At 62.2% G+C, this 18,020-nt stretch carries 15 protein-coding genes; 5 read left to right on the forward strand and 10 right to left on the reverse strand.

Going from position 1 to position 18,020, the window contains the following annotated elements; translation table 11 throughout:
- The first annotated feature begins 12 nt into the window (after positions 1-12).
- The 3 genes from rbsB (at position 13) to FE240_RS08740 (ending at position 2,922) form a co-directional block, all read left to right on the forward strand.
- Entirely contained in the window at positions 13-888 is an 876-nt protein-coding gene (rbsB, locus tag FE240_RS08730) for a ribose ABC transporter substrate-binding protein RbsB (RefSeq protein ID WP_193004190.1), read from the forward strand.
- A gap of 106 nt (positions 889-994) precedes the next feature.
- Positions 995-1,915 (forward strand): ribokinase, encoded by a 921-nt coding sequence (gene rbsK / locus FE240_RS08735; RefSeq protein WP_193004191.1) that lies wholly within the window; start codon positions 995-997, stop codon positions 1,913-1,915.
- Complete coding sequence (locus tag FE240_RS08740) at positions 1,915-2,922, forward strand: substrate-binding domain-containing protein (RefSeq protein WP_193004192.1); 1,008 nt, start codon at positions 1,915-1,917, stop codon at positions 2,920-2,922. The genes rbsK and FE240_RS08740 overlap by 1 nt, the downstream gene beginning before the upstream one ends.
- Here FE240_RS08740 and FE240_RS08745 read toward each other — a convergent pair.
- The 10 genes from FE240_RS08745 to FE240_RS08790 all read right to left on the reverse strand — a co-directional run bounded on the left by FE240_RS08745 (position 2,916) and on the right by FE240_RS08790 (position 15,413).
- The gene (locus FE240_RS08745) at positions 2,916-4,031 is read right to left on the reverse strand and encodes a GGDEF domain-containing protein (protein ID WP_193004193.1); all 1,116 of its coding nucleotides are present in this window, start codon (positions 4,029-4,031) and stop codon (positions 2,916-2,918) included. The two genes, FE240_RS08740 and FE240_RS08745, sit on opposite strands and share 7 nt — an antisense overlap.
- The gene (locus FE240_RS08750) at positions 4,031-4,510 is read right to left on the reverse strand and encodes a molybdopterin-dependent oxidoreductase (protein ID WP_193004503.1); all 480 of its coding nucleotides are present in this window, start codon (positions 4,508-4,510) and stop codon (positions 4,031-4,033) included. The genes FE240_RS08745 and FE240_RS08750 overlap by 1 nt, the downstream gene beginning before the upstream one ends.
- A gap of 71 nt (positions 4,511-4,581) precedes the next feature.
- Entirely contained in the window at positions 4,582-5,355 is a 774-nt protein-coding gene (cobB, locus tag FE240_RS08755) for a Sir2 family NAD+-dependent deacetylase (protein WP_193004195.1), read from the reverse strand.
- 46 nt (positions 5,356-5,401) lie between these two features.
- The gene (locus FE240_RS08760) at positions 5,402-6,019 is read right to left on the reverse strand and encodes a GNAT family N-acetyltransferase (protein WP_193004197.1); all 618 of its coding nucleotides are present in this window, start codon (positions 6,017-6,019) and stop codon (positions 5,402-5,404) included.
- A gap of 1 nt (position 6,020) precedes the next feature.
- Entirely contained in the window at positions 6,021-7,250 is a 1,230-nt protein-coding gene (locus FE240_RS08765; RefSeq protein WP_193004199.1) for a response regulator, read from the reverse strand.
- On the reverse strand, positions 7,231-10,383 hold the full coding sequence (locus FE240_RS08770) for an ATP-binding protein (RefSeq protein WP_193004200.1): 3,153 nt from the start codon (positions 10,381-10,383) through the stop codon (positions 7,231-7,233). Before FE240_RS08770 ends, FE240_RS08765 begins: the two co-directional genes overlap by 20 nt.
- Positions 10,384-10,468: 85 nt before the next feature.
- The gene (gene ihfA, locus FE240_RS08775; RefSeq protein ID WP_042045243.1) at positions 10,469-10,768 is read right to left on the reverse strand and encodes an integration host factor subunit alpha; all 300 of its coding nucleotides are present in this window, start codon (positions 10,766-10,768) and stop codon (positions 10,469-10,471) included.
- 4 nt (positions 10,769-10,772) lie between these two features.
- A complete protein-coding gene (gene pheT, locus FE240_RS08780) occupies positions 10,773-13,160 on the reverse strand; it encodes a phenylalanine--tRNA ligase subunit beta (protein WP_193004201.1) in 2,388 nt (795 codons plus the stop codon).
- Between the two features lie 12 nt (positions 13,161-13,172).
- The gene (pheS, locus tag FE240_RS08785) at positions 13,173-14,156 is read right to left on the reverse strand and encodes a phenylalanine--tRNA ligase subunit alpha (RefSeq protein ID WP_193004202.1); all 984 of its coding nucleotides are present in this window, start codon (positions 14,154-14,156) and stop codon (positions 13,173-13,175) included.
- A gap of 354 nt (positions 14,157-14,510) precedes the next feature.
- On the reverse strand, positions 14,511-15,413 hold the full coding sequence (locus tag FE240_RS08790) for a LysR family transcriptional regulator (protein WP_193004203.1): 903 nt from the start codon (positions 15,411-15,413) through the stop codon (positions 14,511-14,513).
- A 730-nt stretch (positions 15,414-16,143) separates the two neighbouring features.
- Between FE240_RS08790 and FE240_RS08795 the strand changes: the two genes are divergently transcribed.
- Positions 16,144-17,520, forward strand: a complete 1,377-nt coding sequence (locus FE240_RS08795; RefSeq protein ID WP_193004204.1) for a Rieske 2Fe-2S domain-containing protein — start codon at positions 16,144-16,146, stop codon at positions 17,518-17,520.
- Positions 17,517-18,008 (forward strand): benzoate 1,2-dioxygenase small subunit, encoded by a 492-nt coding sequence (gene benB / locus FE240_RS08800; protein WP_193004205.1) that lies wholly within the window; start codon positions 17,517-17,519, stop codon positions 18,006-18,008. The genes FE240_RS08795 and benB overlap by 4 nt, the downstream gene beginning before the upstream one ends.
- Positions 18,009-18,020 lie beyond the last annotated feature (12 nt).

Genomic DNA, 18,020 nt, shown 5'->3' on the forward strand with positions numbered 1-18,020 from the left:
AGGAATGAAACGATGAAAAAGCTCAATACCCTGCTCGCCGCCGCCGTTCTGTCTGTCATGGGCACCGCCCACGCTGCCGATCAGACCCTGGCTTTGGTGGTCTCGACCCTCAACAACCCCTTCTTCGTCACCATGAAGGAGGGGGCCGAAGCCAAGGCCAAGGAGCTGGGCTACCAGATGATCGTGCTGGATTCCCAGAATGACCCGGCCAAGGAGCTGGCCAATGTGGAAGATCTCACCGTGCGCAAGGTCAGTGCCATCCTGATCAACCCAACCGACTCCGCCGCCGTCGGCAACGCCATCGTGCTGGCCAACCGCGCCGACATCCCGGTGCTGACCCTCGACCGCGGCGCCGCCCAAGGCAAGGTCAAGGCCCACATCGCCTCCGACAACGTGGCGGGCGGCAAGATGGCCGGTGATTTCATCGCCGAGAAGCTCGGCAAGGGGGCCAAGGTGATCCAGCTCGAAGGGATTGCCGGCACCTCCGCCGCCCGCGACCGCGGCGAAGGCTTCGCCCTGGCCGTCAAGGCCAACGACTTCAAGGTGCTCGCCTCCCAGCCGGCCGACTTTGATCGCACCAAGGGGCTCAACGTCATGGAAAACCTGCTGGCCGCTCAGCCCGACGTGCAGGCGGTGTTCGCCCAGAACGACGAGATGGCGCTCGGCGCCATCCGCGCCGTGCAGGCCGCCGGCAAAGAGGTGATGATCGTCGGTTTCGACGGTACAGACGATGGCAAGGCCGCCGTGGCCAAGGGTAAGCTGGCCGCCACCGTGGCCCAGCAACCGGCGCTGATCGGTGCCATCGGCGTCGACACCGCCGACAAGGTGCTCAAGGGCCAAGAGGTGCCGAGCGCCATCCCGGTACCGCTGCAAGTCGTCTCCAAGTAAACTCCGGTGCGGGGGCACAAGCCCCCGCCTCGTCGCCGGCTCAGTATCGCCTGGCATGCGGCCGCCACGCGGCCCCATCCCAAGCCGTATCGAAACAGGATCTCTTATGAAGCAACTCGTCGTTCTCGGCAGCGTCAATGCCGACCATGTCCTGCGCGTCCCCCACTTCCCCCGCCCCGGCGAGACCCTGCGCGGCCACAGCTATCAGGTGCTGCCCGGCGGCAAGGGCGCCAATCAGGCGGTGGCCGCGGCGCGCCTTGGCGCCGACATCGGCTTTATCGCCCGCATCGGCGATGACGCCATCGGCCGCCAGATGCGCGATGGCTTCGCCGCCGACGGCATCGACGTGAGCGCAGTCGAGTGTGATCCCGCCCTGCCCACCGGCATCGCCATCATCTATGTGAGCGACGAAGGGGAAAACAACATCGGCCTCTCTGCCGAGGCCAATGGGGCGCTGACCCCTGAGGTGGTCGAGCGCCACGCTGCGCGCATTGCCGGCGCCGATACCCTGCTGCTGCAACTGGAAGTGCCGCTTGAGAGCGTGCTGCACGCCGCCACGCTTGCCCATGCGGCCGGCACCCGGGTGGTGCTCAACCCCGCACCGGCCCAACCGCTGCCCGCATCGCTGCTCGCCTTGGTCGATCTCATCACCCCAAACCAGACCGAAGCCGAGCTGCTGACCGGCGTGGCCGTCACCGATGAGGCGAGCGCCCGCGCGGCGGCAGCGCGTTTCCACGCCATGGGGATCGCGAGCGTGATGATCACGCTCGGTGCCCAAGGGGTCTACTGGAGCGAGCAGGGCGAAGCGGCCCTCATCCCCGGTTTTCGCGTCACCGCCATCGACACCACGGCGGCCGGCGATACCTTCAACGGGGCGCTGCTGGCCGAGCAGCTACGCGGCGCTTCGATGCCGGAGGCGATCCGCTTCGCCCACGCGGCGGCGGCCCTCTCGGTTACCCGCTTCGGCGCGCAAAGCTCGATCCCCCACCTTGCCGAGGTGCGCGCCTTTCTCAAGGAGCACCCCTGATGGCCAATATCCGGGACGTGGCGACGCTGGCCGGGGTGTCGACCACCACCGTCTCCCACGTCATCAACGAGACCCGTTTCGTGGCGGACGAGACCCGCGAGCGGGTGTTTGCCGCCATGCGCGATCTCAACTACGCGCCGAGTCTGGTGGCGCGCAGCCTCAAGGTCAAAGAGACCCACAGCATCGGCATGCTGGTGACCACCTCGAGCAACCCCTTCTTCGCCGAGGTAGTGCGCGGGGTGGAGCGCTACTGCTTCGAGCAGGGCTATAACCTGATGCTGGGTAACACCGAAGGGGAAGCGACCACCGCCCAATCCTATCTCAAGATGATGCTGCGCAAGCGGGTCGACGGTCTGCTCATCATGTGCAGCGAAGGGCAGCGCGAGGTGCTGGGCCAGCTCGACTGGCTGGGGGATCTGCCGGTGGTGCAGATGGACTGGGGCAGCGGCGGCGCCTGCGATCTCATCGCCGATAACTCCCACCACGGCGGCATGCTGGCCACCCGCCACCTGATTGCCCTGGGTCACAAAAAGATGGGCTGCATCACAGGGCCACGGGATCGGGCCCCCGGAACCGAGCGGCTGGCGGGATTTATCGAGGCATTGCAAGAGGCGGGATTGCCCCTTCGCAGCGACTGGATCTTGGAGGGCAACTTCGACTGCGCCAGCGGCCATCAGGCCATGCGCTCGCTGCTGGCACAATCTGAGCGCCCCACCGCCCTGTTTGTCTGCAACGACATGATGGCGATGGGGGCGATCAGCGCCGCCACCGAGGCGGGGCTGCGCATTCCGGAGGATCTCTCGATCATCGGTTATGACAATGTGGCACTGGCCGAATACATGTCACCGCCGCTCACCACCATCAACCAGCCCAAGGAGGAGCTAGGCCGCCTCGCCGTCACCCGGCTGCTGACCCGCATCAACGGCGAGCGCCCTCAGGAGACCCTGATCACCCTGGAGCCCAATCTGGTGATCCGCCGCTCCTGCTCTACCCCATCGACTCAATGAACGCGATCCGTGCCTGTCCCTTCATCGAGCCGGGTGCGCAGCTCCTCGTGCAAGGCGGGGTGGTAGTGCACCCGCTCGCCGAGATCCCCTAATTTGGCGCGGTTGAGCGCCAAAATGGCCTCGTCGAGCAAGGTGGCGTGATCCCGGTGCAAAAAAGCGATCCCGAGCCGGCACTCGACCCGAAAGACCCCTTCGCGGCAGGCAAAATCGAAGCTGATGAGCTGGCCGAGCTGTTCACACTGCGCCTCCAGCAGTGGCGGGCTGGTCTGCACCAGCAGCACGGCAAACTCGTCCCCGCCCAGCCGAAAGGCGTGCTCGCCATAGCGCTGTGCCAACATGCCGGCCACCTGACAGAGCAGGCGGTCCCCCACCTGATAACCCATCAGATCGTTGACCTGCTTGAAGCGCTTGAGATCGAGCACCACCAGGGCGCAAGGCTCCCCCCCGTGCTCGGCGAGGCGCTCGTGCAGAGCACGGCGGTTGCCAAGCCGGGTCAAGGGATCGAGGCGAGCCAGCCGCCGATTGCCGATATTGGCCCGGATCAGCGCCAATACCAGCAAGCTCCCCGCCAGCAGCAAGATGAACTGGCACCACTGGAGCCAGCGCAGGTTTTCGCGGATGTCGCTGACCGAACGCTCCTGCTCATGGCTGGAGAGAATGCGGCTGCCTACCCGATTGACCTCCTCAACCAGCGGCTGCAAGCGTGCCAGATGGCCAGCCAGGGCCGGTTGCTGCAAGCGGGTGGCGCTCTCCATCATGGGCTCTAGCCCCTTGATCTCGACAAACAGCGCCTGCAACCGCTCCCCCATGCCATAGCGCTGGCGCATGTCGGCCGTCTCTTGGCCGACGAGGAACACATCGAGCTGATTCCACAGAATGTCATAACTGCGCGCCACCTCGTCAAAAGAGAGCGCCCCCAGCTTGAACAGACGCAGCTCGAACAGCAGACGCTGGGAGCGCAGCAACATCTGGGTCACGTTCCATTGGGCATTGCGATAAACGTTGTCCACCAGCTGCTCATGGCGACGCTCCAGCCATAGGCTGGTGATCGAAGAGGCCAGAAAGAGGGTGACGATCGCCCCGAGCAGCAGATCCTGGCGGCGATGCATCAGCGCAGCACCTCGATGCGCTCGACCTGCCACACCATGGCATTGTGCACAGCCGGCACATCCATCTGCGGGTAGTCGCTAAAAGAGAGCAGCAGCCAGATGGGCCCCTTGTTACGCCGGCTCATGGGCTGGCCATCCTGATAGCGGGCCAGCACCAGCGGCGCGTTACGAAACTGATCCAGCTCGATCACCTGCTGATAGTCATTGAGCGCCGTGACCGACACGCGCTCTGCCTCCATCACGCCGGCTTGACGTAGCAGATCGCTCAGCAGCGGGCCACGGTAGGTGTGCTTGCCCACCGTCCAAGGGGTCGTCGTGGTGAACTGCTGCTGTGGCAATGCGGCCAGGGCTGTCTCATCCCAAGCTTGCTGGCGCCCATCGGGAAGGGTCAAGACAAAAAGAGGCGCTGCCTGCAACGGGGCAAAGGCAGCGCCAATCAACAGGATGAAGGGGAGTAGCACACGCGGTAAGGGTGGCATCATATGGCACAACTCCGTAAAGAGAACGTTGCGGCCAGTTTGGTCACTTATTAATACCTTTGCAATGACCTTTACTCTTTTCCAATCAGCCCGGAATAGGGCTCAGCCATGGCCCTTGGCCCTATCATTCCCATCCCGGCCAGTAGCTCGTCGACAAACGCCGGAACCAGATGAGAGGCCGGCCCATAGCGCTTCTCGTCAAACTGACTCTCGACCTCGCTCGGCTCAAGATTGAGCTCGAGGGTATGGGCCCCAACTAGACTTGCCTCGTGGACAAACCCCGCCGCCGGGTAGACGGCCCCCGAGGTACCGATGGCAATGAAAAGATCGCAGCGGCCCAGTGCCGAGTAGATGCGATCCAGCCCGATGGGCATCTCGCCAAACCAGACCACGTGCGGGCGCAGCGGCTGGGGAAACTGACAACAGGCGCACAGATCATCTTGATCCAGCGCCCCTTTCCACTCCACCACCTGACCGGAAGAGGGGCAGCGCGCCTTGAGCAGCTCCCCGTGCATGTGAATGAGGTGGCGACTGCCGGCACGCTCGTGCAGGTTGTCGATGTTCTGGGTAATGAGCGTCAGGGTACCGGGAAACAGGCGCTCAAGACGCGCCAGAGCGTAATGGGCTGGATTGGGGTGTACCCCCTCCTGCTGTAGCTGGGCTCTGCGGGCATTGTAAAATTGCTGTACCAATGCCGGATCGCGAGCATAGCCATCAGGGGTGGCCACATCCTCAATGTGGTGCTCTTCCCACAGCCCGTCATGGGCGCGGAAGGTGCGGATCCCCGACTCGGCCGAGATGCCTGCGCCGGTAAGAATCACGATGTGCTGATAGGGTTGCGCCATGGCCACCTCCTTTTTCAAGACCCTAGCATTGGCTACGCTTGGCTGCCTATTCGCCCTTGGTCGCAGAGCGCCAGGGATCGAGCGCCGTCAAATCGAGCCGCACCACCTGGGTCGCGCCCCCCGTCACACAAGAGAGCGGTAATCCCAGCCCTCGGAGCAGGGTCAGCATGGGGCGATTCTCGCTTAACACCTCGGCCACCCACTCCTCTACGCCCTGCTCTCTGGCCAGCAGCGCCAACGTCAGCAACAGGGCGCGGCCCAGCCCTTGTCCCTGCCAGGCATCGGCCACCACACAGGCAAACTCGGCCCGCTCGGGACACCGGCGTCGCACCGACTGGGCGTGGGCGATCACCTCCCCTTCCGGCGTTTTTAGCAGCAGCGCCAGTTGCCGCTCTCGGGGATAGCGGGTAAACCAAGCCAACTGCTCCGCTGTCGGCTCGGCCAGCATTCGCATGAAACGCAGGTAACGACTCTGTTCGCCCAGCATGGCGTAAGCGCGCAGCAAGGCGGGCTCATCTTGCTCGGCAACCTCACACAGACGCAGCGTCAGCGCTCTCCACGGCACCTGGCAGGGCAACTGGCGGCGAGAAGAGGGCCAGCCGGGCCGGTGCAAGCTTATCGACAGACGCCTCTCATCGGCAGGCTGACACTGATAGCGGCCCATCCTACCAGCGCCCGTGAAATCCCCGCCCTTCCCACCAGACACTGTCGAGCAGGGCGTAAGGATCGTCCAGATAGAGGCGCAACTCCTTGTCACGGGCCCGTTGCAGGAAGCTCTCCAACCATCCCCCCTGCTCCAGCATGGGCAGCAATCGGCGCCCGAGTAGCAAGGCGGAGAGGGGCAGCCGCTCGAGCAGCTCAAAGGAGAGAAACTCCGGGCGATCGATGAGCAACGCCAGTTCAGCGCCGGCCAGACGGGCCTGTAGGGCCAGTGAAAAATGCTCCTGACGCTGTAGCAGCTCATCCTGAGGACGGATGAGCAGGGTCAGGTGCGCCGCCTCACGCCCTCCGGCTTCGAGCCGCTCACGCAGCGCTTCCCAGTTCATGCCGAGACTCCCCAGCAACAGCCAAGCGGGATCGCAGCTCAGAGGCAGATCGCTAAGGCGACCCAAGGTGCCCAGCGTCAACCCCTCCCATGAGCGGATATGGCGCAGACGAAACCGGTTGGTCGGCAGCCGTGGCCGGCCACCATAGGCCTGTAGCAAGATAGGCAGCAGCCGGGCCAGATCGAGCGGCTTGGTAAACGCGCCGACGACAGGGACGCCCTTCTCCCCCAGCAGACGCGCCGCGCCGTCGATCAATACCTGATCATGGCCGGAGAGCAGGATCACCGGCGTTTGGGTGCCGCTTTGTCCCTGCAGGTGGATAGCATCATCCTCGGCCAGCGCCAGATCACAGATGAGCCAGTCAAACGGCTGGCGCGCCAACTCGAGTGCCCACTGCTGGCCATCTTGCACCAGCACGCAGTTGGCACCGGTGGAGCGGATCTGTTGCGCGATCTGCTCCCCCTGGAAGGGGTGATCTTCAAGCAACAAGATCTGCTGCCCGGTCAGCCATTGGTTCCAGCGCGCCATCGCCTGCTCCAGACGCTCCAGCCAAGGCTCATCGATACTCAGGACGCCGGGGGCTTGCGCCAACGCCGCCATATAGAGGCGCCCCTCATGCTGCGCAGGATCGTAGAGGGCAAACTGGGTGCTGCCAAACCAGTGCATCCATTGCCAATCCAACTGGGGATCGGCGCACAGCACCACCACCCCGTGGGGCAGAGAGTGGGCTGACACCGCACGGAAGCTCGCTTCATCGAGGGCGTACAGCGTTAGGGGACGAAACTCCTCACCCTCCCCCACCCCATCCAGCAGGGCGCTCAGCTCTTCGTCACTGATGATGCTGGTCATGTTGTCGCAACCTCTGCTCTGTCTCTTCCATCATCTGTTGCAGGGCGTCGATGGCATCCCATTCCCGCCGCTGCTCCCACGCGTCTATCAATCGAACCAGTTCCCTGGCCCCCACCATCTTCGCCGAGCCCTTGATGCGGTGCAATTGGGCAGCCCATCCCGGCCAATCCTGTGCTCGCCAACAGTGCATTACAGCGTCAAGATCGCGCCGGTTCGTCTCGCAATACAACGCCAGAGTCGCCTCATCCAGTAACGGCAGATCGCTTACCACGGGCGAAGGAACGTAGCGTTGCAGCAAGGCCGCGAGCTCCTGACGGCGCACCGGCTTGTCCAACCGCCCATCGCAGCCGCATTGCTCGAGCCGCTTGATGGCCTGTACGCTCAAATCGGCCGTGATCACATAGACCGGCAGATGGCGCCAGCGAGGCTCCTGCTTAAGGCGCAGGCATAAATCGGCGCCGTCGAGACGGGGCATTTGCAGATCAGTCAGGATCAGATCCACCATCAACCCCTGCTCAAGCAGGGTCAGGGCCACGGCGCCATCCTCAGCCATGGTGACCATGGCGCCCAACTGCTGCAATTGCATCGCCAGCACGTGCCGATTGAGCTCATGATCTTCCACCAACAGCACCCGTAGCTCATCTCCCCGCCGCGGGAGTTCAGCACCATCATGCCCCACCTCTTCGGCCAGCACACTCAGCATGCTACCAGGTACCAGTTGTTGACCACGCCAACGCCAACAAGGCAGTCCATATTCATCGGGCTCTTCGATCAGAGGTTCGGCGCTGGCATCTTCGATCACCTGCATCCGAGCTAGCCAGTGCAGGCACTCCAGACGCCGCTCGGCCGGCATGTGCAGCGCGATACGACTCACCTGGCGACGCCGTGGCAAGGGATGCTCAGGCTGAACCAACGGCAAGCGGCACCAAAAGCAGCTCCCTTTCGGTCGACGTGCCATCACACCGATAGAGCCTTCCATCTGGGTCACCAGCTGATGAGTGATCGCTAGGCCAAGCCCGGTGCCTTCGCCGGTCTGCTGCGCGTCACGCCCCTGCTCGAAGGGGAGAAACAAGCGTGAACGCAAGGAAGCATCGATCCCCGGCCCCTCGTCCTCCACCTGCAACAGCAACTGGGAGTCCAGTCGGGTCAGAATAACGCGCACCGTCCCCTGCTCGGTAAACTTGATCCCGTTGGAGAGCAGGTTGTGCAGGATCTGCGCCATGCGATGGGGATCGAGCCAGAGCGTCTCGGGAAGATCGGCCGAGATAGACAGACTTAATGCGATGTGACGGGCCTTAGCCTTGGGCCAGTGTATGGCAATCACCCGCTCACAGAGCCACGCCAGATCCACCCGCTGCGGCGTCAAGGCCAGGCTGTGTTGCTCGTTACGGGTAAAGTCGAGGATGTCGTTGAGCAAGCCAAGCAGCTCATCGGTCGCTTGACGCACTCGCTCCAGCGCGCGCGATTGATCCTGTCCAAGACGGGTGCCCGCCAGCCATTCGAGCAAACCTATGATGGCGTTCATGGGAGTACGGATCTCATGGCTGATCGCCGCCATGAAACGCCCCTTGGCCTGCGCCGCCGCTTCGGCGCGCTGGCGAGCTTCCGAGAGTCCCTGCTCGACCAACCGCCGCCGCTCAATCTCAAGCGCCAACTGCCGCCGAGAGCGCCAAATGAGGAAGATGACCACCCCACCGCTTAGCAAGAGCAGCAGGGTCGAGCTGATCCAGAAGCCATAGCTCACGCCCTCGACCTGAGTGACCGAGAGCTGCAACCAACGCTGGCGCAGCTCGTCTTGCTGGACCGGCGAGATCCCCATCATCGCCTTGTTGAGGATCCGCTCCAACATGGGGCGGTTGGGGGCGATGGCAAACGGCAACCCCCAGCGCTCATCGACCAGATCACTGATGCTCAAATCCTGTAACTGATTGAGGCGCAGCGGATATTGCAACTGATAGAGATCGGCTAACAGCGCCCTGCCCTCACCACGGCGCAGACGCGCAGCCCCTTCCACCACAGAGGGTACCGGCTGCCAATCAGCCTTGCCCAAGCGTTCAAGCAGGGAAGGATCCCACAAGCTCGCTGGCACCCATACCGTCTCGCCATCTAGCTCCTTCAGATTGGCGTGCAACCCATCGCGGCTGAGCAAGGCCCAGTGACTCATCACCATGATGCGGGTAAAGCGCAGTACCTCAGCCAAGGCACTCGACTCCGGCACCCCCAGCATCATGTCAATCTCGCCGCTACGCAGCAGGCGGATCCCCTCCTCCCTGTCGCGCACGCCCCGCCACTCCACCCGAATACCATGGGGGCGTAGCAACTCACGCAGCATATCCACCGACCAGCCGACGGGAACACCGTTGCGATCCCGGCTGGCGAAAGGGGGAAGGCCTGGATTGATGGCCACCCGCAGTACCTGGGTGCGGGCCAACCAGGACTGCTCCTCATCACTCCATTCAGGCAAGTTGATGCTGCCAGCGCTACTGATGGCATAGCTGTCGAGCAGACGATAGACGTTGGCGGGGGGTAAGTAGCGCACCGCGGTATTGATGGCTTCGCGCAGTGAAGGCTCGTCACGCATCACCAAGCGCATGCTCATCTGCCAGTGATCGTGCTCAAGCAGCCGGATACGGACATTGAGATCCGGGTGCTGACGCAGCAGCTCACGCAATGAGAGGTAATCACCCAGATAGGCATAGGAAGGCTCGCTATGCAGCAACGCGGGTATGGAGACGCTAGGCTGCGCCGGGGTGATCGTGCGCTCTGGCATGAAATGGTTGAGCAGCACATGGGAAAACCAGGCCGGCTGCATCAGCACGGGGCCACTGTCCTCCTCGGTGCGATAGAGCATGGCGGCCATCACCGTCATCAGCGGAGCACTCTGCGGCCCCAGCTCACTACCAACGCCTTCCGCTGAGACCAGCGGCAACAGATCGCAGTGCCCCTGCCTATAGGCCTCCTTGGCCTGCTGCCAGTCGGGGTAAATACGGTTTTTGGTCTCGACTCCCAGCAACTCCGCCAGTTGTGCCACCAAATCCGGCACCAGTCCCTTCCCTTGCTGGAAATAGGGCTGATAGTGAATATCGGGATAGCAGATGGTCAGCTGACGGTGCTGCTTGAGAAAATGATCCACCTCATGCGACAGCGGTAGCGTGCCAGCCTGGGTGGAAACCGCCAATAGCAACAGTGAAAAAAGCCAGGCGGAGCCTGGCTTTTTATTACTCTTCGTTGGGTTCGACATTTTCGACCCTGGCTTTCAGCTTCTGCCCTGGACGGAAGGTGACGACGCGCCGGGCCGTGATAGGTATGTCTTCCCCTGTCTTGGGGTTACGACCCGGGCGCTGATTCTTCTCGCGAAGATCGAAGTTGCCAAAGCCGGAGATCTTGACCTGCTCGCCCCGTTCTAGGGCCATTCTGATCTCTTCAAAGAAGGCTTCCACCAACTCTTTGGCCTCGCGCTTGCTCATCCCAAGCTGGGTGAACAGGTGCTCTGCAATATCGGCTTTGGTCAGCGCCATAGATTCAGTCCCTCAAGGATGCGTTGAACTCTTCAGCGAGCGCCTTGACCACGCGATCGACAGTCTCGGCAATCTCTTTTTCTTCCAGAGTACGCTGGGTGTCTTGCAACACCAGGCTGATGGCGAGGCTCTTCTTCTCCTCGGACATACCAGCACCCTGGTATACGTCGAACAAGTTTATTCCAACTACCTGATTTCCGCCAACTTTTTTAATTACTGCCAAGATATCGCCAGCCAGAACCGCAACGTCAACCACCACGGCGATGTCACGGCGGTTAGCCGGGAACTTGGAAACCTCGGTCGCGGCGGGCACCTTGGCCGGAGTCAGCTTGTCCAGCTCCAGCTCAAAGAGCACGGCGCGGGTCTTAAGGCCCAGCTTCTTCTCAAGGCTCGGGTGGATCACACCGATGTGACCGATGACGACGCCATCGCGCAGGATGGCGGCGCACTGGCCCGGGTGCAATGCACTGTGCTCAGCACGCTCGAAGGTAAAAGCGGCCCCTTCGGCGGTCAGATCGAGTACCGCTTCCAGATCGCCTTTCAGATCGAAAAAGTCGACGCCACGGCCCTTGCCATCCCAGTGCTCTTCGCTCTGGTTACCGGTGATGATACCGGCCAGCATCGGCTCCTGACGGATGCCGTTCTCGGCGCCCTCGTCCTTGATAAAACGCAGCCCCTGCTCGAACAGACGCACGCGCGGCTGCTGACGGTTCTGGTTATACACCACTGCCTGCACCAGACCCGGGAACAGTGACACGCGCATGGCGGACATCTCGACCGAGATGGGGTTCGGCAGCACGATGGCTTCACTGTGCGGGAACAGGGCCTGCTGGGCCTTGGGATCGACGAAGCTGTAAGTGATCGCCTCTTGGAAGCCGCGGTCAACCAGGAGATCGCGCACCCGCTTGAGGGTCACTTGCCCCTCGGCCTGCTCGACCATGGCCAGCGAAGCGACCGGTTTGAGGTTCGGGATATTGTTGTAGCCGTAGATACGGGCCACTTCCTCGATGAGATCTTCCTCGATGGCGATATCGAAACGCCAGGAGGGGGCCAGCGCAGTCCAGCCGTCGGCATTGGCAGTGACCTGCATGCCGAGACGGGTCAGGATCTCGACCACCTGCTCGTCGGCGATGGCGATGCCGATGACGCGCTCCATCTTGCTGCGACGCAGCGTGATCGGCTGAGCCTTGGGCAGGTGAGCATCGGATTTGACCTCGACCACCGGGCCGGCTTCGCCGCCGCAGATATCCAGCAGCAGGCGGGTGGCTCTGTCCATCACCTTGGCTTGCAGCTCGGGATCGACCCCGCGCTCGAAGCGGTGGGAGGAGTCGGTGTGCAGGCCGTAGGCACGGGCGCGACCGGTGATGGAGAGCGGCGCGAAGAAGGCGCACTCGAGCAGGATGTCGGTGGTGGTCTCACTGACGCCGGTGCGATCGCCGCCGAAGATCCCGGCCATGCAGGCAGGGCCAGTGCTGTCGGCGATGACGAGGGTATTCTCTTTGAGCTTCACGTCGCTGCCATCGAGCAGGGTCATGGGCTCGTCGGCCTTGGCGCGGCGCACCACCAGCTCCTTGTCCAGCTTGGCCAGATCGAAGGCGTGCATCGGCTGACCGTATTCCAGCAGCAGGAAGTTGGTGATGTCGACGATGGCGTCGATGGAGCGGATGCCGCCACGGCGCAGCTTCTCCTGCATCCAGAGCGGGCTCTGAGCCTTGAGGTTCAGCCCCTTGATGACGCGACCGAGATAACGCGGGCAATCGGCCGGCGCCTCAACCCGGATCGGGAAGGTAGCATCAATGGTGGCAGGGGCCGGGGCCCAGCTCGGCTCGACCACGTCGGCGCGGTTGAGCACGCCGATTTCACGGGCCAGACCCGCGATGCCGAGGCAATCGGCCCGGTTCGGGGTGAGATCCACGTCGATGGCAACGTCGTTGAGGTTCAGATAGTCACGCACATCGGTGCCAACCGGAGCATCGCTCGGCAGCTCGATGATGCCATCGGCTTCCACATCGATCCCCAGCTCGCTGAAAGAGCAGAGCATGCCGTGGGACGGCTGGCCGCGCAGCTTGGCCTTCTTGATGGTGAAATCACCCGGCAGGGTCGCCCCGACCTTGGCCACGCAGACCTTGAGACCTTGGCGGCAGTTCGGCGCGCCGCAGACGATGTCGAGCAGCTCGGCCTCGCCCACGTTGACCTTGGTCACCCGCAGCTTGTCGGCATCCGGATGCTGGGCACACTCAACCACTTCACCGACCACCACGTTGTTGAACTGGCCCGCCACCGGCTCGATAGCGTCCACTTCCAGGCCAGCCATGGTGATCTGCTCGGCCAGCGCGTTGTCACTTATCTCGGTGCGGACCCACTCCATCACCCAGGATTTACTGAATTTCATGTTCTCTCGCCCTTACTTGAACTGCTTGAGGAAGCGCAGGTCGTTTTCGAAGAAAGCGCGCAGGTCGTTGACCCCATAGCGCAGCATGGTCAGGCGCTCAACGCCCATGCCGAAGGCAAAGCCGGCGTATTTCTCCGGATCGATGCCAACCGAACGCAGCACGTTCGGGTGCACCATGCCGCAGCCCAGCACTTCCAGCCACTTGCCGTTCTTGCCCATCACGTCCACTTCGGCGCTCGGCTCGGTGAACGGGAAATAGGAGGGGCGGAAGCGAATGGTCAAGTCTTCCTCGAAATAGTTGCGCAGGAAGTCGTGCAAAATGCCTTTGAGCTCGGTGAAGCTGGCATGCTCGTCGATCAGCAGGCCTTCGACCTGATGGAACATGGGGGTGTGGGTCATGTCGTAGTCGTTACGATAGACGCGGCCCGGCGCAATGATGCGGATCGGCGGCTGCTGCTGCTCCATGGTGCGGATCTGCACGCCCGAGGTGTGGGTACGCAGCATCAGATCCGGGTTGAAGTAGAAGGTATCGTGGTCGGTACGCGCCGGGTGGTGAGCCGGGATGTTCAGGGCATCGAAGTTGTGAAAGCTATCTTCGATCTCCGGGCCGCGCGCCACGGTGAACCCCATCTCGCCAAACAGACGCTCGATGCGCTCGATGGTGCGGGTCACCGGGTGCAGGCCGCCATTTTCGATGCGACGCCCCGGCAGGGTAATGTCGATCGTCTCGGCGGCCAGCTTCTGGTTCAGTACCGCCGCTTCCAGCGCCTCGCGACGCTCACTGAGCAGATCCTGCACGGCCTGCTTGGCCTGGTTGATCACGGCGCCGGCGGCGGGACGCTCTTCGGGCGAAAGCGCGCCCAGCCCCTTCATCTGCTCGGTAAAGAACCCTTTCTTGCCCAGATACTTGACCCGGATTTCGTCGAGGGCGGCGATATCGCTTACGCCCCCGATCTCGGCCTTCGCCTGGCCGACCACTTCTTCAAGCTGCTGCATGTCTTCCTCGTCACCGCTCCCGGAATGGGAGCCTGCTCAAGCAAAAATTAGGAAAGGGCATGATAGTACTAAAAAAAGCGTGATCCTGACTAGCGCATTCACCAGCACTATCCCCTATTTCTTCCCAGCCAGGCAGGGGATAGGGCTCTCTCCCTCCCCCGGCGCAGCGCTCTGGGGATGCCCGCCTAAGAAAGCACCACATGTCGCAATCACGAGGGGCTGGGAGAGTCATGACTTACTGGCTGATTTAAGTAATAAGCCCCCCACATGACGATCAACGATCTCAGTGCGCGGATTGACCGCACGCGAGATCAATGGTTGCAAAGGCTACGCCAGGAAAACGGGCATGGTGGCTTAGGGATAACGCCCGCTCCGCCGATTCTCCACCAGCTCCGCCAGTATGGTGTTTACCAGACGCATGGCCGCGCTCGGGGTTTCACCCCGGCGCCGCGAGGCAATCACCGATATGGAGAGCTTTTCATCCGCCACCGGCATGAACTCCACCCCTTCCCGGTTCAGCTTGTGCACCTGCTCAGGCACCAGGGCAAACCCCATGTCCGAGGCCACCAGTGACAGCGCCGTCTGCACATCGTTAACCTGCTGGCTCACCTGCAACTTCAGGCCACGACGGTGAAACAACCCCTGGACGACATCGGCAAAATGGGGGCCGGCGCCGGCAGGAAAAATCACCATGGGCACTTCTGCCAACTCGGCCATGGTCGGCGCCTGCCGGGTCAAAGGATGAGAGGCGGGCAGAGCGACAATCAGAGGCTCGTTAAACAGCACCTCTTGTTCCACGTCCGGATCGTCGATACGCACCCGGCCAAAACCGATGTCTATCTTGCCACTCTTGAGCGCCGCCACCTGCTCCTGGGTCTTGAGTTCATGCAGCACAAGTTCCAGGTTCTTGTTGCGCCGTAGCCGACGCACCATCAGTGGCAGTTGACCATAGAACACCGAGGGCACAAAGCCGATGGCGAACACCATCTTGCGCAACTGGGCGATCTGCCGGGTGCCTTCGATGCTGGCCTCCAACCGCTCCAGTAGAGTGCGAGCCTGCTGCAAAAAGTAGGTGCCGCCCTGGGTCAACTCCAATCCCCGCGCCTTGCGAATAAACAACTGCACCTCCAGCTCTTCCTCTAGCTGTTTGATTTGGCGGGTCAGCGGCGGTTGGGCAATAAACAACCGCTCCGCCGCCCGGGTCAGGTTCAGCTCTTCCGCCACCACAATGAAATTGCGGAGGTATCTCAGCTCCATCCATACCTCCAGGGTATTGCTGGCGACTAAATCAATATTGGTGCGTATGACAGCGTAAATGTAACCTTTTTGCAACAATCAATTATCACCAAGGTGGTAGAAGCGTCATGTCAGCAACCATATCCCCCATTAAGACCGGACCGACCCTACGCCACGCCCGCCGCCCATGCTCATCGGGCGTATCAACGTGGGGATGCTCAGATAAGAAGTGGAGAACGCCATCCTCCATCGCCGGGCTGGCTGAGGGATTAGGCAGCCCGGAGCGCATTAAGCTGACCATAAATAGCCACGCTCACAAGGCGGCCCCAGCCGGCGCACGCCAGCCACGCCTTAAAGGAGAGCCTAAGCGGGCCGCCCTGAGCTACCGCTGGGTCAAACCCACTGTGATCACCGCCCGGCGAAATCCGCTGGGCCAGCCTGACCGCCGCCCTCCCCTTCTTATCTCGACGCCATGCGCGCTGCACCTGAGTGCGCAGATCCTCCTAGCTGGCGAGGGCGCCCCCCTTGCCACCAGCAAAGCGTGGGGGATGGGGGCGGTTCGCATCGACGAGGCCACCATCGCCACACACCCAGCGTTGCCCCCCACCAAGGCAGCGTGCCTGGGCCCCACTACCCCGAGCGAGGGCGCGCGCCATAAGCGCCCTCGCGCCTGAGTATTCATCGCTGCTTGCAGCCTGCCGTCCGGCCGCCCAAGGCGGGCCGGACAATAACACCACATGGAGTGAAAGAGATGACTAACCAACTGGACCGGCTCGAACAAAAAATCCGGGGCGCGGTAGAAGCCGACCCGCAAACCGGCCACTACCGCTGTAACCGCAGCATGTTTACCGATAAAGAGCTGTTCGATCTGGAGATGAAGCACATCTTTGAAGGCAATTGGGTGTATCTCGCCCACGAAAGCCAGGTGGAAAACCCCAATGATTACTACACCACCACGCTCGGTCGCCAACCTGTGCTCATCACTCGAACCAAGGAGGGCGAGCTGCGTGCCCTGCTCAACACCTGCTCCCACCGGGGGGCCACCCTGTGCCGCAAGCGGCGCGACAACAAGGCCTCGTTTACCTGCCCCTTTCACGGCTGGACCTTCAAAAACGACGGCACGCTGCTGAAGGCCCGCGATCAGCAAAAAGGCGGTTACCCGGAGAGCTTCAACCACGACGGCTCCCACGATCTGAAGCCGCTACCGAAGTTCGAGTCCTATCGCGGCTTCCTGTTCGGCAGCCTGAGCGCCGACGTACTGCCGCTGGCAGCGTATCTGGGGGAAACCACCAAGATCATCGACAACATGGTCGATCAGGCGGAAGAGGGCCTCGAGCTCCTGCGCGGCAGCTCCACCTACACCTATGAAGGCAACTGGAAGCTGACCGCCGAGAACGGCGCCGACGGCTACCACGTGGGCACGGTGCACTGGAACTACCTGTCCACCATGGGTCAGCGCAACTATGAAAAAGGCGGTACCGAGGCGGTGGACGCCAAGAGTTGGTCCAGCGAAGGGGGCTTCTACGCCTTTGACCACGGCCACATCATGTTGTGGACCCGACTCACCAATCCCCAGGTACGCCCGGTGTTCAATCACCTGGCGCGACTGCAACAAAAAGTCGGCGAGGCCCGTGCCGATGCCATCGTCAACACCACCAAGAACCTATGCCTGTACCCCAACGTCTACCTGATGGATCAGTTCTCCACCCAGATCCGCGTGCTGCGCCCCATCGCCGTCGACAAGACTGAAGTCACCATCTACTGCTGGGCCCCCAAGAACGAGCCGGCCGCTGAGCGAGCCAAGCGCCTGCGCCAGTATGAAGACTTCTTCAACGTCAGCGGCATGGGGACGCCGGACGATCTGGAAGAGTTTCGAGCCTGCCAGCAGGGTTACCAGGCCCGTGGCATGCAATGGAACGACATGAGCCGGGGCGCCGCCCACTGGATTGATGGCCCAGATGTCGGCGCCGTTGCCATCGGCCTTACGCCTCGGCGAAGCGGAGCCAAGCCCGAGGATGAAGGCCTCTATGTGACCCATCACCAGCACTGGGTCAACGAAATGCTACAGGCGGTGGCCAGCGAACGCGCCCAGCAGATCGCCATCACCGAACAGGAGGCGCTCGCATGACCATGCCCATTGAACAGATCCAGGCCTTTGTATTTCGGGAAGCCCGTCTGCTGGATGATCGCCAGTGGGAGCCATGGTTGCAGTGCTACAGCAAGGAGGTCGTGTACTGGATGCCCGCCTGGGACGACGATGACAGGCTGACGGAGGATCCCCAGACCGAGATTTCCCTCATCTATTACCCCAACAGGGAAGGACTGGAAGATCGCGTCTACCGCATCAAGACCGAGCGCTCGGGTGCCAGCTCACCGCCAGAGCCGCGCACCACTCACCTGATCAGCAACCTGGAGATCCTGGCGCAAGATGCCGACGCCGTGAGGCTGCGCTTTAACTGGCAGACCCTCTGCCACCGCTACCAAAAGACGCAGACCTACTTTGGCACCTCCTTCTACACCCTGGATACCCGCGGCGAGCAACCGCTGATCACGGAAAAAAAGGTGATCCTAAACAACGACTACATCAATCAAGTGATTGATATCTATCACCTGTAACCGGCGGGAGCA

Origin of the sequence: Aeromonas simiae (assembly GCF_014892695.1) — a bacterium.
Lineage (GTDB): Bacteria > Pseudomonadota > Gammaproteobacteria > Enterobacterales > Aeromonadaceae > Aeromonas > Aeromonas simiae.